The following is a 14,406-nucleotide window of genomic DNA, read 5'->3' as shown; positions in this document are numbered from 1 at the left end:
ACGTGCGGCGATGTCAAAGGCGTGTGAGCGGTGTCACTTCCGGTGATCGGGTGCGGTCACTTCTTGGAGTCGATGACCGCCTTCATGACGTTCCTCGCGATCGGCGCGGCCAGGCCGCCGCCGGAGATGTCGTCGCGGTTGGCGGCCTCGTCCTCGACCACCACGGCCACGGCGACCGGGGAGCTGCCGTCGCTCAGCTTGGCGTAGGAGATGAACCACGCGTACGGGTTCTCGCTGTTCTCCACACCGTGCTGGGCGGTGCCGGTCTTGCCGCCGACGGTCGCGCCGTCGATCTGCGCCCGCGTGCCGGTGCCCTTCTCGACCACCGTCTCCATCATGTCCTGCAGGATCTGCGCGTTCTGCGACGACAGCGGCCGGCTCAGCTCCTCCGGCTCGGTCTTGGCGATCGGGTCCAGGTTGGAGGACTGCAGCATGTCGACCATGTACGGCTTCATCAGCTTGCCGTCGTTGGCGACCGCCGAGGCGACCATGGCCATCTGCAGCGGGGTCGCGGCGGTGTTGTACTGGCCGATGGAGGACAGCGCGGTCTGCGAGGCGTTCATGTCGTCGGAGAACACCGAGGCGGTGGCGCGGACCGGGGTGAACTGCTCGGTGCCGAAGCCGAACTTCTTCGCCTCTTCGAGCATCTTGTCGTTGCCGAGGTCGGCGCCGATCTTGCCGAAGACGGTGTTGCAGGAGTACTGCAGCGCGACCCGCATGGTCGCGTTCTCACACGGGATGTTGCCCTCGTTCTTCAGCTGCGTCGCGGTGCCCGGCATGATCCACGGCAGCGGGGTCTCGGTCCTCTGGTCGGCCGAGGTGTACTTGCCGTTCTCCAGCGCGGCCGCCGCGGTGACCACCTTGAAGGTCGAGCCCGGCGGGTAGGTCTCGCGCAGCGCCCGGTTCAGCATCGGGTCGTCGGGGTTGTACTTCTTCTGCAGCTTCTTCCAGGCCGCGGCGTCGTCGTTGGTGTTGCCCGCGATCGACGAGGGGTCGTACGACGGGTAGGAGGCCAGCGCCAGGATCTTGCCGGTCGACGGCTCCAGGGCCACCACGGCGCCCTTGCCGCCCCGCTGCTTCAGCCCGTCGAACGCCGCCTTCTGCGCGGCCCTGTTGAGGGTCGTGACGACGTTGCCGCCCTGCTGCGGCTTGCCGGTGATCATGTCGAGGGTCTTGCGGAAGAACAGCCGGTCGTCGTTGCCGGTGAGGATGCCGTCCTCGACCTTCTCCAGGAAGCTGCCGTCGAACGCCTGGGAGGAGTAACCGGTGACCGGGGCCCACATGGGCCCGTTCTCGTAGGTCCGCTTGTACTTGAAGTCGCCGTGCTTGGTCTCGACCGAGCCGGTTATGGGGTCGCCGTCGACGATGATGTCGCCCCGCGGGTTCGCGTACCGCTCGATGGTCACGCGGCGGTTGGCCGGGTCGGCGCGCAGCTTGTCGGCCTGGACGTACTGCAGCCAGTTGTCACGGATCAGCAGCGCCAGGACGAGGAGTCCGCAGAAGATCGCGATTCGGCGCAGTGGCTTGTTCACATCCGGCCTTTCCACAAGCTAACAGGTGCGCCTGTTGCTTCAGTCTCTCGGTGCCGATGGTGCTGGCGCTCATCTTGGCCGCCCACAGTCTAGAGGCAACGGCGGTGCCTCCCGGGCGGGGCCGTCCGCGACAGCCGGAGAAGAGACGCAGCGGCGGCGCACGGGGTTCCTCAACGCGCGGACGGCTTCCGGATCCGGCGGGTGCCGGGGCGGAAGCCGTCCGTCGGGCGGGTGCCGGGGCGCGTTCGCCTGACGCGTTCTCACGCACCACCGAGGGGTGTTGCCGTCTCGACGCGCGTGAGCGGTGTCACTCGACGGGTCCGGCGGCGCCGGGGCGGACCACCTGGGTCATCTCGGCGTCGGGGCTGGCGGCGGGCGCGGGCGCCGGGCGGCGGGCGGTGTCGCTGATGCGGATCAGCACGCCGATGAGCGCCCAGTTGGCGATGACGGAGGAACCGCCGTAGGCGAGGAACGGCATCGTCATACCGGTCAGCGGGATGAGGCCCATCACACCGCCGGCCACGACGAACACCTGCAGCGCGAACGCACCGGACAGGCCGATGGCGAGCAGCTTGCCGAACGGGTCGCGGGCGGCGAGGGCGGTGCGCACACCGCGCTCCACGATCAGCCCGTAGATCAGCAGGATCGCCATGACGCCGGCCAGTCCCAGCTCCTCGCCGAAGGTGGCGAGGATGAAGTCGGAGTTGGCGGCGAACTTGATCAGCTCGGAGTGGCCCTGGCCCCAGCCGGTGCCGAGGGTGCCGCCCGAGCCGAACGCCCACAGGGCCTGCTGCAGCTGGTCGGAGTGGACGCCGGTGGCGCCCGGGGTCCGGCTGAGCGTGTACTCGCGCATCGGGTCGAGCCAGGCCTGCACACGCACCTTGATGTGCGGCTCGAAGCTGGCCACGCCGATGGCGCCGGCGGCGGACATCAGCAGACCGAAGACGATCCAGCTCGTCCGCTCGGTGGCCACGTACAGCATGATCACGAACATGCCGAAGAACAGCAGCGACGTGCCGAGGTCGGTCTCGAACACCAGGATGAGGATCGAGATCGCCCAGACGACGAGGATCGGGCCGAGGTCGCGGCCGCGCGGCAGGTACAGCCCCATGAAGCGGCGGCTGGCCAGGGCGAGCGCGTCGCGCTTGACCATCAGGTAACCGGCGAAGAACACCGCCAGCACGATCTTGGCGAACTCACCGGGCTGGATGGTGAAGCTGCCGATCTGGATCCAGATCTTGGCGCCGTACACGTCCGCGCCGAGGCCCGGGACCAGCGGCAGGAGCAGCAGGAACAGCGCCGCCACCATGGAGATGTAGGTGTAGCGCTGGAGCGTGCGGTGGTCCTTGAGGAAGATCAGCGCCGCGACGAACAGCGCGATGCCCATCGCCGTGTAGATCAGCTGGTTGGTGGCCTTGCCGCCGGCGACGTGGATCGACTGCAGCAGCTTGGACTGGTCCAGCCGCCAGATCGCCACCAGCCCCAGCCCGTTGAGCAGGGTGGCCAGCGGCAGCATCAGCGGGTCGGCGTACGGCGCGAACTTCCGTACGACGAGATGGGCGACGCCGGCCAGCAGACCGAGCCCCAGGCCGTAGCTCAGCAGCCCCGAAGGTACCTGGTCGTTGATGGCCAGACCCACGTTGGCGTAGGCGAACACCGGGATGGCCACGGCGAAGACCAGCAGGGCCAGCTCGGTGTTGCGGCGGCTCGGCGCGCCGATCGCGCCGATCGTGGAGGTGTGGTGCGTCGGCGGGTTCGTTGTACTGCTCATCGTGTGACAGGGCCTCTCACGGCTTGCCTACTGCTTACCGCACAGCGAGACGACCTTCTGCTCGTCCTCCGAGAGAGTGGGGCCGGGGCTGGGGGTCGCGGACGGGGTCGTGGACGGAGACTTCGGAGGGGTCGACGGAGACGTCGGGGACGTCGGGGACGTCTTCGAGGCCGCCGGATTCGGGGTCGTGTTCGGCGTCGGGGAGGCCTTGGTGAAGGCGGTGTGCGTGGCGGTGCCCGCGGCCGCGCCGGCGCCCTTGCGGGCGTCGCCCGCCTTCTCGGCGGCCTGGCGCTCGGTCTGCTTGCGGCACGCGGAGGCCTGCACGGCCAGCTCCTGCACCTTCGTCCGGGCGGCCTTCAGACCGCCCTCCGCGATCGTGGCCTTCACCTGCTTCTGCTGGTACGGCGGCAGGTACTTGAGTTCGATCTCGGGGTGGTCCTTCTCCACCTTCGACAGCGAGACCCAGGCCAGGTCCTGGCTGATGCCGCGGTACAGCGCCACGTGCTCGTCCTTGACGCCGACGTAGTACTGCGTCTGCGTCCACCGGTAGCCGCCGTACAGGCCGCCGCCGATGACGGCGAGGGCGAGGACGCTGTACAGGGACCGCTTCAGCCACCTGCGCTGCCCGCGCCCCTTGGTGAAGTCGCCCTCGGCGTAGTCGCCGAAGCCGCCCGCCGGGATGTAGCCGGTGGTGTCCCCGGAGCCGGGCGGACCGAACTCGCCGCCCCCGTGGCCCTGGCGGCCCAGGTGGGAGGCGCGGCCGGCCGGCGTCTGCATGATGCCGTTGTCCTGCAGGTGCTGCTGGTTCTCGGCGACGGCGCCGACCACGACCGGCTGGTCGGACAGCTGCCCGGCGAGGGTGTCGCCGGTGTCCAGGTCGAGCACGTCGGCGACGATGACCGTGATGTTGTCGGGGCCGCCGCCGCGCAGCGCGAGCTGGATCAGCTCCTGCACGGTCTCCTGCGGGCCCTGGTAGCTGGCGAGGGTCTCCTCCATCGTCTGGTGGGAGACGACCCCGGACAGCCCGTCGGAGCAGATCAGGTAGCGGTCGCCGGCCCGGACCTCGCGGATGGACAGGTCCGGCTCGACGTGGTCGCCGCTGCCGAGGGCGCGCATCAGCAGGGAGCGCTGCGGGTGGGTGGTGGCCTCCTCCTCGGTGATCCGGCCCTCGTCCACCAGCCGCTGCACCCAGGTGTGGTCCTGCGTGATCTGCGTGAGCACGCCGTCCCGGAGCAGGTACGCGCGCGAGTCGCCGACGTGCACGAGACCGAGCCGCTGCCCGGTCCACAGCAGCGCGGTCAGGGTGGTCCCCATGCCCTCCAGCTGGGGATCCTCCTCGACCATGGCGCGCAGCTGGTCGTTGGCGCGCTGCACGGCCGTGCCGAGGGAGGTGAGGAGGTCGGAGCCGGGCACGTCGTCGTCGAGCGTGACCAGGGTGGAGATCACCTCGGAGGAGGCGACCTCGCCCGCCGCCTGGCCGCCCATGCCGTCGGCGATGGCGAGCAGGCGCGGACCGGCGTAACCGGAGTCCTCGTTGCCCTCCCGGATCATGCCCTTGTGCGATCCGGCGGCAAAGCGCAGTGACAGACTCATGCGCACCTCGCCCGTCGGCTCCGGGTACAGCCGGTCGTGTCGAGCCACACTGCCCACCCTCCGGTTGGGAGCGCGCCGGAGACCGGGTGGCGGCCTGCCGCTGCGTGCTCGCTCCGCTCGCTCATTGTCGTACTACTTCCGCAGCTCGATTGCGGTCTTGCCGATGCGGATCGGCGCGCCCAGCGGGATCGGCGTGGGGGTCGTCAGCCGGGACCGGTCCAGGTAGGTGCCGTTGGTGGAGCCGAGATCCTCGATGATCCACTGGCCGTCGCGGTCCGGGTAGATCCTGGCGTGGCGGCTGGAGGCGTAGTCGTCGTCCAGCACGATCGTGGAGTCGTGCGCCCGGCCCAGGGTGATGGTCTGGCCCTGCAGCGCGACGGTGGTGCCGGTCAGGGTGCCCTCGGTCACCACCAGCTTGGTGGGGGCGTTGCGCCCGCGCCGGCCGCCGCCCTGCTGCCCGCGCTGGGGCGGGGGCGCGGCCTGCTGGCGCGCCTGCTGCCGGCCCGGCTGCTGCGGGCGGGCCGCCTCCCTACGCGATCCGCGCTGGGTGACGCGCGTCCCGAACAGGTCGCTCCGGATGACCTGCACGGCCACGATCACGAACAGCCACAGTACGGCCAGGAAACCCAGCCGCATGACCGTGAGGGTCAGCTCTGACATTGCCCCCGCTTCACCCTTCGGCTTGCCTATAGATAACAGTGGTGCTGCCCACGACGATCCGCGAGCCGTCGCGGAGCGTAGCGCGGGTGGTGTGCTGCCCGTCCACCACGATGCCGTTGGTGGACCCGAGATCCTGGATCGTCGAGGGCGTTCCGGTCCGGATCTCGCAGTGCCGGCGGGACACGCCGGGGTCGTCGATCCGCACGTCGGCGTCGGTGCTGCGGCCCAGCACCAGCGTCGGGCGGGAGATCTGGTGGCGGGTGCCGTTGATCTCGATCCAGTAGCGGGTGCGCGCGCCTGCCATCGGGGCCGCGGCGGGCCGCTGGGTGGCGGGCTGGGGGTAGCCGTAGCCACCGGGGCGGGCGCCGGGCGGCGGCGCGGCCGGCATGGGCGGCGCTCCCGCGGGCGCGGCGGGCGGGTAGCCGTAGCCGCCCGGGGCGCTCGGCGCGGGGCGGCCGGCAGCCGGGCCGGCTGGGGCCTGCTGGCTGCTGGAGGAGGCGAGGGTGCGCGAGCGCACCCGGTACAGCCCGGTGTCCAGGTCCTCGGCCTTCTCCAGGTTGACCTTGATCGGGCCCATGAAGGTGTAGCGCTGCTGCTTCGCGTAGTCGCGGACCATGCCGGCCAGCTCGTCGCCGAGCTGCCCCGAGTAGGGGCTGAGGCGCTCGAAGTCCGGCGCGCTCAGCTCCACGATGAAGTCGTTGGGCACGACGGTCCGGTCGCGGTTCCAGATGGTGGCGTTGTTGTCGCACTCCCGCTGGAGCGCGCCGGCGATCTCCACGGGCTGGACCTCGGACTTGAAGACCTTGGCGAAGGTGCCGTTCACCAGACCTTCGAGACGCTGCTCGAACTTCTTCAGGACTCCCATGGGGCACCTCCTCCGTCCCTGCCGCTGTCTTGCCCTGCTGCGTGCCGCTGCCTTGCCCGGTACTGCCGGTACTGCCGTACTGCTCACTGATCGTATCTACGCGCCCGCCAAACAGCCGGTTCCCCCAGCGGCTGCCCTTCGAACTACCGGGTGCGTGTCCTGCTGCATGGATCGTAGAGGCGGGCGAAGACCAGTGTCCCGCACCCGGCTGCGGACCCGGTCCGCCTCCCGGTGAGATGGCCGGGACCGGTACGAGGTTGATACGTGCACCGCGCCTCCTTGATACGCGCGCCGCCGCGCGGAAGGCCGGGGACGCGCCGGAGCCCTGGTGGGGGCGTCGGGAAGCGATGTGAATCCACCCCGTACGGCGTGCTAATGTTCTGGGTGTCGGAAGGGGCCAGCCCGAAAGGGCCGGGACCGGAAGACACACCCAATGCGCGGGTGGCGGAATAGGCAGACGCGCTGGATTCAGGTTCCAGTGCCCGCAAGGGCGTGGGGGTTCAACTCCCCCCTCGCGCACACAGGAGACACGGGTCTCCGCCGGTGACGGAAGTCACGGCGGGGGCCCGTTTCTCGTTGGGTCGGGGACTGCGGAGCGTGAGCTATCTCACGGACGGGGTGGCGGTGCCGCGCGCCGGTTCGGTGCGGGCGTGGCAGTCCGTCACCCGCGGCGGTCGCGGGCCGGCGGCTGCCGGGAGCGGGTGGCTCGCCGGGGGCGGGGGCCCGCGCGCGGCGCGAGTCGGACGCGGGACCTGACGGGTTTCGGCCACCGGCGGTACGGTCCTCGCGAGTTGATGTTCCGGCGCCTGCCCGTCAGGCGTGCGGGGAACGCGGGGAGCGCGGGGGAGGCGGTCGCGGTGACCGGAACCGGTGGCGTGGCGCAGGACGTGACGGCGCAGGACGTGACGGCGGGGGACGTGACGGGGGTGGACGTGACGGCGGTGGAGGACGAGGCGGGCCGCGGTGGGCGACGGCTGCCCCGGGTGCCCGGATTCGCCCCGTGGCCGCCGCAGGGCTCGCCGAAGAAGGAGGGCAAGGCCCTCAGGTCGGACGTGCCGCGCGGAGCGCACCGCACGTTCGCCCCGGACGCCGGCCGCCCCGACGCGGTGAGCGCGGTGACCGAGTCGAACGCCGGCCGGCTCCCCGACCTGACCCCGATACGGGTGGGCCGGATGGCGGCCACCCCGTTCGCCTTCCTGCGCGGCTCGGCCGGACTCATGGCGTACGACCTCGCCCGTACCCCCGTGACCGGTATCGGCACCCAGATCTGCGGTGACGCGCACGCGGCCAACTTCGGCCTGTACGGCGACGCCCGCGGCGACCTCGTCATCGACCTCAACGACTTCGACGAGACCGTGCACGGCCCCTGGGAATGGGACCTGAAGCGGCTCGCGGCCTCGCTGGTGCTCGCCGGACGGGAGGCCGGGGCCGACGAGGACACCTGCCGCGACGCGGCGCTGGACGCGGCCGGCGCCTACCGGCGCACCATGCGCCTGCTGGCCCGACTGCCCGCGCTCGACGCGTGGAACGCCATCGCCGACGAGGAACTGGTCTCCCACAGCGACGCCCACGACCTGCTCGGCACGCTGCAGCGCGTCTCGGAGAAGGCGCGGGCCAACACCAGCGGCCGGTTCGCGGCCAAGTCGACCGAGGCGGCGGCCGACGGCGGACGCCGGTTCGTGGACGCCCCGCCGGTGCTGCGCCGCGTCCCCGACGCCGAGGCCGCCGCCGTCGCCGCATCCCTGGAGGAGTACGCCGGCACCCTCGGCGAGGACCGGCACCCGCTGCTCGCCCGGCACGCGGTGCACGACGTGGCCTTCCGGGTGGTCGGCACCGGCAGCGTCGGCACCCGGTCGTACGTCGTCCTGCTCCTCGACCACCGCGGGGAGCCGCTGGTGCTGCAGGTGAAGGAGGCCCGCCCGTCCGCGCTCGTCCCGCACCTGGCCACGGCCGGCTTCACGACGCCGCCGGTCGCGCACGAGGGGCGCCGGGTGGTCTCCGGGCAGAAGCGGATGCAGGTGGTCAGCGACTTCCTGCTGGGCTGGACCACCGTGGAGGGGCGGCCCTTCCAGGTGCGCCAGTTCCGCAACCGCAAGGGCAGCGTCGACCCGGCCGCGCTCGCCGCCGACCAGATCGACGACTACGGCCGCATGACCGGCGCCCTGCTGGCCCGCGCCCACTCCCACAGCGCCGACCCGCGGCTGATCGCCGGATACTGCGGCAAGAACGAGGAACTGGACGAGGCCGTCGCCGACTTCGCCGTCGCCTACGCCGACCGCACCGAAGCCGATCACAGCGACCTGGTGGCAGCCGTCCGCGCGGGCCGCATAGCCGCCGAGCCGGGTGTCTGAGGGCGATCCGGGCCGAGGGGGACCCCCGACCCGGCGCCTGCGCGCTGCGGCTCCGCAGGCGGAGTGCCGCGGCCTCCCGGGCGGAGCGGGGAAGCGCGGCTCGCAGCGGTTGGGCTGCCGCAGCTCCGCAGGCGCGGGGCGCCGCGGCTTCGCGGGGGCGTGGCGGACCGCGCGAGTGACCATGGCGGACACGCGGCCGGCACACCGTCCGCGGTCCGGCGGAAGACACCGCCGCGGCCCACCGCGGCCACCCGCGCCGGCAGAGGCCCTGTCACCGGCCCTCCCGCTGTGATCGGTCCGGGGCCGGCGCAGCGGCTACGCTGGTCGGGTGACGACCCCGGAAGCCGATCAGTCCCAGGCCCCGCGCCCCGAGGAACGGCTGGAGCAGGCCGTACGCGCCGCCGAGCAGGCGCTGATCGAGTACGAGATCGCCGTGGAGACCTTCCGCGTGGAGGTCGAGAACTTCTCCCGCCTGCACGAGCAGCGCCTCGGCCCGCTCTACAGCCGCATCGAGGAACTGGAAGCGGAGATCGCCGAGGCGAAGGCCGCCCGTACCGGTGATCCCGAGGATGTGCGGCTCGCCGCGGAGGCCCGCGCCCGCGTCCTGCCGATCCCGGGCGTGGAGGAGCTGCTGCACGGCTGGATGGACGGCGACGGCCTGTTCCCGGAGGCCGCCGCGATGCTCACCGACCAGGCGGTGCGGCCCCCGCAGCGGGTCCGGCCCAGCGAGGAGGCCCGCAAGCTGTACCGCGAGCTGGCCCGCAAGGCCCACCCGGACCTGGCCCAGGAGGACGAGGAGCGCGCCCGGCGCGAGGAGTTTCTCACCCGGGTCAACGCCGCCTACGCCCGCGGTGACGAGTCCCTGCTCAAGGAGCTGGCCGAGGAGTGGGCGGCCGGTCCGGTGCCGCCCGAGCGGCGCCCCAGTCCCGCCGAGGAGCTGTACGCCCGCCTGGAGTGGCTGAGCGAGCGCAAGGAGCTGCTCACTCTCGTCGCCCGCGAGCTGGAGGAGTCCGCGATCGCCGGCATGCTCCGCCTCGCCCCCGACGATCCCGACGGGCTGCTCGACGAGATCGCCGCCCGGCTGCGCGCCGACATCGCCGACCGGGAGGCGGAGCTGGCGGGGCTGCGGGGACAGGCCTGATCCGCGCGGCCCGGCCCGTACCGCCCGCGCGGTCCTGGGCCCCCTGTCGCTTCCGGTAGCGTCGGAGTCATGACTTTCGGAGCTGGTGTGCCCACGGTCCCGGTCGCGGACCTCGAGGACGGCGACTTCCTGCTGGACGTCCGCGAGGACGACGAGTGGCAGGCGGGCCACGCCGAGGGAGCGCTGCACATTCCCCTCAGCGAGTTCGTGGCCCGCTACGGCGAGCTGACCGAGGCCGCCCCGCAGGACGGCCGCGTCCACGTCATCTGCCGCTCCGGCGGCCGCTCGGCCCAGGTCACCATGTACCTGGTCCAGCAGGGCATCGACGCGGTGAACGTCGACGGCGGCATGCAGCACTGGGAGGCCGCGGGCCGCCCGGTGATCACCGACGACGGCAAGCCGGGCATCGTCCTGTAGCCGTGACTGACGGCCGGCCCGGCCCTGCGGGGGGCGCCCGCCCGGCCCGGTGCGGTCATGGCCGCCGGTGCGGCCGGCGACCGGGCCGTGACGGACACCGGGCCGTGACGGACATCGGCGGTCCACCCCGCCCGGCTCCGTGCCGCCCGTCCGTCCCGCCGGCTCTCCGCAGGCGCCGGCCTGTACGGCTCCCGCGGCGGGCCGCTCGTGCCAGTCCTGACCTGACCGCGCGTCAGCGGTCGAAGTCGAGCTCCACTCGCTCCGTCAGCGGATGAGACTGGCAGGCCAGCACATACCCGGCCTCCGTCTCCTCCTCCTCCAGCGCGAAGTTGCGGTCCATCCGGACCTCGCCCGCGACCAGGAAGGCCCGGCACGTCCCGCACACCCCGCCCTTGCAGGCGTAGGGCGCGTCGGGCCGGTTGCGCAGCACCGTGTCCAGCAGCGTCTCGCCCTCCCGCACCGGCCAGGTGCCGCCGCGTCCGTCGAGCCGGGCGGTGACGGAGCTGTGCGAGGGCGCCGCCGCGGTGGCCGCAGGAGCCGAACCCGCGTCCACGTGGAAGATCTCCTGGTGGATGCGCGCCCGGTCCACGCCCAGCTCGCGCAGGGCCCGTTCCGCGCCCTGCACCAGCCCGTACGGCCCGCACAGGAACCAGCCCGCCACCTGCTGCACCGGCAGCAGCGCGGGCAGCAGCCCCACGAGCCGCTCCCGGTCCAGCCGGCCCGACGGCAGGCCCGCCTGCTGCTCCTCCCGGGAGAGCACCGTCACCAGCTGCAACCGCTGCGGATAGCGGTCCTTCAGATCGGCGACCTCCTCGAGGAACATCGTCGACGCGGCCGTACGGTCGCTGCGTATCAGGCAGAACCGGGCCGCCGGCTCGCGCGCCAGCAGCGTGGAGACGATCGACAGCACCGGGGTGATGCCGCTGCCGCCGACGACCGCCGCGTACAGACCCGGCGCCGGTTCCAGGGTGAAGCGGCCCGCCGGGGTCATCACCTCCAGTTCGTCACCGATGTCGATCTCCTTCAGCGCGTACGTCGAGAACGCCCCGCCCTCGACCAGCCGCACCCCCACCCGCAGGGTCTCCGGGCCCTCGCCGGCCGGGTCCGGGGCGGGGGAGCAGATCGAGTAGGTGCGCCGGATCTCCGCGCCGTCGATCCGGCGGCGCAGCGTGAGGTGCTGGCCCGGCGCGTGCCGGTACTCCGCGCGCAGCCGGGGCGGAACGGCGAGGGTGACGGCGACGGAGTCGTCGGTGATCCGGTCGACCGCGGCCACCGGGAGCGGGTGGAAGCGCGCCATCACAACTCCTTGAAGTGGTCGAACGGTTCACGGCAGGCCAGGCAGCGGCGCAGCGCCTTGCACGCGGTGGAGGAGAACCGGCTGAGCAGCTCGGTGGCGGCCGAGCCGCAGTGCGGGCAGCGGACCGGCTCGGTCCCCTCCACGGTCCCGGTCCCGGCGCCCTGGGTGCGGGTGGGGCCGAGGGTCAGCGGGACGGGGCCGGAGGCGGCGTGCACGCGCGGGGGAGCGATGCCGAACTCCTGGAGCTTGCGCCGCCCTTCGGGGGTGATGTCGTCCGTCGACCAGGCGGGCGTGAGCACGGTGCGGACGGTGACCTCGCGCATGCCGTGCTCCCGCAGGACCCGCTCGATGTCGGAGCGCATCGCCTCGATCGCCGGGCAGCCGGTGTAGGTCGGGGTGAGGTCGACCTCCACCGCGTCCGTGCCCCGGACGTGCACCGCGCGCACCACGCCCAGCTCGTGCAGGGTGAGCACGGGCAGCTCCGGGTCGGGCACCGCGCCGGCGAGCTCCAGCAGCTCCGCCTCCAGGGCGGTGGCGGTCACCATGACGCCCCCGGGTGGCTGCGGTGCAGGTGCTGCATCTCGGCGAGCATGCGCCCGAACGGCTCGGTGTGCAGTCCCTGCCGGCCGGCGCCCGCCGACCAGGCCCCGGTGCGCGGCCCCTCGGGCAGGGTGAGGGTGGCCCGGACGAGGACGTCCCCGACGGATGCCAGCCAGCGCTCCTCCAGCCCCGCCCAGTCGGCGTCCAGGCCCTCCACCGGCTGGAACATCTCCCCGGTGAACCGCCACAGCGCCGCGCAGGCCCGCCGCATCCGCTCGCGGCTGGTCTCCGTGCCGTCGCCGAGCCGCAGCGTCCACTGCTCGGCGTGGTCGCGGTGGTAGGCGACCTCCTTCACCGCCTTGGCGGCGAGCGGCGCGAACGGGCCGTCCCCGGCGGCCAGTTCGCCGTAGAGCAGGTGCTGGTAGGTGGAGAAGTACAGCTGGCGGGCGATGGTGTGCGCGAAGTCGCCGTTCGGCTGCTCGACCAACTGCAGGTTGCGGAAGGCGCGTTCCTCGCGCAGGTAGGCCAGCTCGTCCTCGTCGCCGACCAGCGACAGCAGCACCCGGGCCTGGCCGAGCAGGTCCAGGGCGATGTTGGCCAGGGCGACCTCCTCCTCCAGGACGGGGGCGTGCCCGGCCCACTCCCCCAGGCGGTGGGAGAGCACCAGGGCGTCGTCGCCGAGAGCGAGCGCGGCGGTCACCGGGACGGTGGCGGGGCCGGTGGCGGTCACAGGTGCTTCACCCCTTCCGGGATCTCGTAGAAGGTCGGGTGCCGGTAGGGCTTGTCGGCGGCCGGCTCGAAGAACGGGTCCTTCTCGTCCGGCGAGGACGCGGTGATCGCCGAGGCCGGGACGACCCAGATCGAGACGCCCTCGCCGCGCCGCGTGTACAGGTCGCGGGCGTTGCGCAGGGCCAGTTCGGCGTCGGGGGCGTGCAGGCTGCCGGCGTGGGTGTGGGAGAGGCCGCGCCGGGAACGCACGAAGACCTCCCACAGGGGCCAGTCGGTGGTGCTCATGCTCGCGTCGCTCCCGTCTCACCGGTGCTGCCGGTGCGCTTGGCCGCGTAGGCCGCGGCCGCTTCCCGTACCCATGCGCCCTCGTCGTGGGCGCGCCTGCGCTGGCCGATCCGCTGTTCGTTGCACGGGCCGTTGCCCTTGAGGACCTCCCAGAACTCCGTCCAGTCGATCGGCCCGAAGTCGTAGTGCCCCCGCTCCTCGTTCCACCGCAGGTCCGGGTCGGGGAGGGTGAGGCCCAGGGACTCGGCCTGCGGGACGCAGATGTCCACGAAGCGCTGACGCAGTTCGTCGTTGGAGTGCCGCTTGATCTTCCACTCCATCGACTGCGCGGAGTGCTGGGACTCGTCGTCGGGCGGGCCGAACATCATCAGCGACGGCCACCACCAGCGATTCACCGCGTCCTGCGCCATCGCGTGCTGCTCCGGGGTGCCCTTGCTGAGGGCCAGCAGCAGCTCGTACCCCTGGCGCTGGTGGAAGGACTCCTCCTTGCAGATCCGGACCATCGCGCGGGCGTAGGGGCCGTAGGAGCAGCGGCACAGGGGGACCTGGTTGGTGATCGCGGCGCCGTCCACCAGCCAGCCGATCGCGCCGACGTCGGCCCAGGTCAGCGTCGGGTAGTTGAAGATCGAGGAGTACTTCTGGCGGCCGCTGTGCAGCTTGTCGAGCAGTTCGTCGCGGCTGGTGCCGAGCGTCTCGGCCGCGCTGTACAGGTACAGGCCGTGGCCCGCCTCGTCCTGGACCTTGGCCATCAGGATCGCCTTGCGGCGCAGGGAGGGCGCGCGGGTAATCCAGTTGGCCTCCGGCTGCATGCCGATGATCTCGGAGTGCGCGTGCTGGGCGATCTGCCGGACCAGCGTCGCGCGGTAGGCGTCCGGCATCCAGTCGCGCGGCTCGATGCGTTCGTCCGCGGCCACGGCCGCGTCGAAGGCGCGCTGGTAGGCCGTCGTGTCGACGGTGTCCGGTGCGCCGTCCGCCTCCGGACGGGCCGTGCGCTGCGCGGCTGCTGTGGCCATGCGGTCCCCCTGGGCTCGGGCTCTGCGGTGTCTTCCTCGGATCGATCCGTCCCGACCGATCGTTCGGTCCATGCGCATTTATGGTGTGCCGGGCCGCCGCGGGGTGTCAACCGCTGTGGAAAACTCCCCGACCACCCGGCTGTGCAGACCGGCGGAACAGGCGGAGGGCCGTTCCCGAGAGGTGTCCGGGCGAAGCGGCGGCTGGTGCCGGA

13 protein-coding genes and 1 tRNA gene are annotated in these 14,406 nt (G+C 72.4%); 4 read left to right on the top strand and 10 right to left on the bottom strand.

Annotation, left to right across the window (positions count from 1 at the left end; translation table 11 throughout):
- Positions 1 to 56 precede the first annotated feature (56 nt).
- The 5 genes from ABZ261_RS02190 to ABZ261_RS02170 form a co-directional block, all read right to left on the bottom strand.
- Complete coding sequence (locus tag ABZ261_RS02190) at positions 57 to 1,532, bottom strand: penicillin-binding protein 2 (RefSeq protein ID WP_356854656.1); 1,476 nt, start codon at positions 1,530 to 1,532, stop codon at positions 57 to 59.
- Positions 1,533 to 1,839: 307 nt separating this feature from the next.
- Positions 1,840 to 3,303: an FtsW/RodA/SpoVE family cell cycle protein gene (locus ABZ261_RS02185; protein WP_356854655.1), complete on the bottom strand. Its 1,464-nt coding sequence runs from the start codon at positions 3,301 to 3,303 to the stop codon at positions 1,840 to 1,842.
- Between the two features lie 27 nt (positions 3,304 to 3,330).
- A complete protein-coding gene (locus ABZ261_RS02180) occupies positions 3,331 to 4,896 on the bottom strand; it encodes a Stp1/IreP family PP2C-type Ser/Thr phosphatase (RefSeq protein WP_356854654.1) in 1,566 nt (521 codons plus the stop codon).
- A 132-nt stretch (positions 4,897 to 5,028) separates the two neighbouring features.
- Positions 5,029 to 5,556 (bottom strand): FHA domain-containing protein, encoded by a 528-nt coding sequence (locus tag ABZ261_RS02175; RefSeq protein WP_356854653.1) that lies wholly within the window; start codon positions 5,554 to 5,556, stop codon positions 5,029 to 5,031.
- A 10-nt stretch (positions 5,557 to 5,566) separates the two neighbouring features.
- Complete coding sequence (locus ABZ261_RS02170; RefSeq protein WP_356854652.1) at positions 5,567 to 6,421, bottom strand: DUF3662 and FHA domain-containing protein; 855 nt, start codon at positions 6,419 to 6,421, stop codon at positions 5,567 to 5,569.
- 435 nt (positions 6,422 to 6,856) lie between these two features.
- On the opposite strand from ABZ261_RS02170, the gene ABZ261_RS02165 reads away from it, so the two are divergent.
- The 4 genes from ABZ261_RS02165 to ABZ261_RS02150 all read left to right on the top strand — a co-directional run bounded on the left by ABZ261_RS02165 (position 6,857) and on the right by ABZ261_RS02150 (position 10,330).
- Positions 6,857 to 6,940: transfer RNA gene (locus tag ABZ261_RS02165), tRNA-Leu, on the top strand.
- Positions 6,941 to 7,338: 398 nt separating this feature from the next.
- Entirely contained in the window at positions 7,339 to 8,772 is a 1,434-nt protein-coding gene (locus ABZ261_RS02160) for a DUF2252 domain-containing protein (protein ID WP_356854943.1), read from the top strand.
- Between the two features lie 328 nt (positions 8,773 to 9,100).
- Positions 9,101 to 9,913 (top strand): hypothetical protein, encoded by an 813-nt coding sequence (locus ABZ261_RS02155; protein WP_356854651.1) that lies wholly within the window; start codon positions 9,101 to 9,103, stop codon positions 9,911 to 9,913.
- Positions 9,914 to 10,000: 87 nt separating this feature from the next.
- Complete coding sequence (locus tag ABZ261_RS02150; RefSeq protein WP_356854942.1) at positions 10,001 to 10,330, top strand: rhodanese-like domain-containing protein; 330 nt, start codon at positions 10,001 to 10,003, stop codon at positions 10,328 to 10,330.
- 232 nt (positions 10,331 to 10,562) lie between these two features.
- Here the strand turns inward: ABZ261_RS02150 and ABZ261_RS02145 are convergent, their stop codons facing one another.
- The 5 genes from ABZ261_RS02145 to paaA are packed head-to-tail and all read right to left on the bottom strand — an operon-like array spanning position 10,563 to position 14,194.
- Positions 10,563 to 11,627, bottom strand: coding sequence for a 2Fe-2S iron-sulfur cluster-binding protein (locus tag ABZ261_RS02145; RefSeq protein ID WP_356854650.1), 1,065 nt, complete (start codon positions 11,625 to 11,627; stop codon positions 10,563 to 10,565).
- The gene (gene paaD / locus ABZ261_RS02140; RefSeq protein ID WP_356854649.1) at positions 11,627 to 12,172 is read right to left on the bottom strand and encodes a 1,2-phenylacetyl-CoA epoxidase subunit PaaD; all 546 of its coding nucleotides are present in this window, start codon (positions 12,170 to 12,172) and stop codon (positions 11,627 to 11,629) included. The genes ABZ261_RS02145 and paaD overlap by 1 nt, the downstream gene beginning before the upstream one ends.
- Positions 12,166 to 12,897, bottom strand: coding sequence for a 1,2-phenylacetyl-CoA epoxidase subunit PaaC (gene paaC, locus ABZ261_RS02135; protein WP_356854648.1), 732 nt, complete (start codon positions 12,895 to 12,897; stop codon positions 12,166 to 12,168). Before paaC ends, paaD begins: the two co-directional genes overlap by 7 nt.
- Positions 12,894 to 13,181: a 1,2-phenylacetyl-CoA epoxidase subunit PaaB gene (paaB, locus tag ABZ261_RS02130; protein WP_055708050.1), complete on the bottom strand. Its 288-nt coding sequence runs from the start codon at positions 13,179 to 13,181 to the stop codon at positions 12,894 to 12,896. Before paaB ends, paaC begins: the two co-directional genes overlap by 4 nt.
- A complete protein-coding gene (gene paaA, locus ABZ261_RS02125; RefSeq protein ID WP_356854647.1) occupies positions 13,178 to 14,194 on the bottom strand; it encodes a 1,2-phenylacetyl-CoA epoxidase subunit PaaA in 1,017 nt (338 codons plus the stop codon). Before paaA ends, paaB begins: the two co-directional genes overlap by 4 nt.
- Positions 14,195 to 14,406: the final 212 nt, after the last annotated feature.

This window comes from Streptomyces sp. NPDC006193, assembly GCF_040613915.1.
Classification (GTDB): Bacteria; Actinomycetota; Actinomycetes; order Streptomycetales; family Streptomycetaceae; genus Streptomyces.
This window is presented reverse-complemented; position numbering and strand designations above follow the sequence as displayed.

Coding starts and splice junctions, on each gene's coding strand:
- ABZ261_RS02180 (WP_356854654.1), bottom strand. CDS start 4,896: ATGAGTCTGTCACTGCGCTTTGCCGCCGGATCGCACAAGGGCATGATC.
- ABZ261_RS02185 (WP_356854655.1), bottom strand. CDS start 3,303: ATGAGCAGTACAACGAACCCGCCGACGCACCACACCTCCACGATCGGC.
- paaD (WP_356854649.1), bottom strand. CDS start 12,172: ATGGTGACCGCCACCGCCCTGGAGGCGGAGCTGCTGGAGCTCGCCGGC.
- ABZ261_RS02170 (WP_356854652.1), bottom strand. CDS start 6,421: ATGGGAGTCCTGAAGAAGTTCGAGCAGCGTCTCGAAGGTCTGGTGAAC.
- paaA (WP_356854647.1), bottom strand. CDS start 14,194: ATGGCCACAGCAGCCGCGCAGCGCACGGCCCGTCCGGAGGCGGACGGC.
- paaB (WP_055708050.1), bottom strand. CDS start 13,181: ATGAGCACCACCGACTGGCCCCTGTGGGAGGTCTTCGTGCGTTCCCGG.
- ABZ261_RS02145 (WP_356854650.1), bottom strand. CDS start 11,627: ATGGCGCGCTTCCACCCGCTCCCGGTGGCCGCGGTCGACCGGATCACC.
- ABZ261_RS02175 (WP_356854653.1), bottom strand. CDS start 5,556: ATGTCAGAGCTGACCCTCACGGTCATGCGGCTGGGTTTCCTGGCCGTA.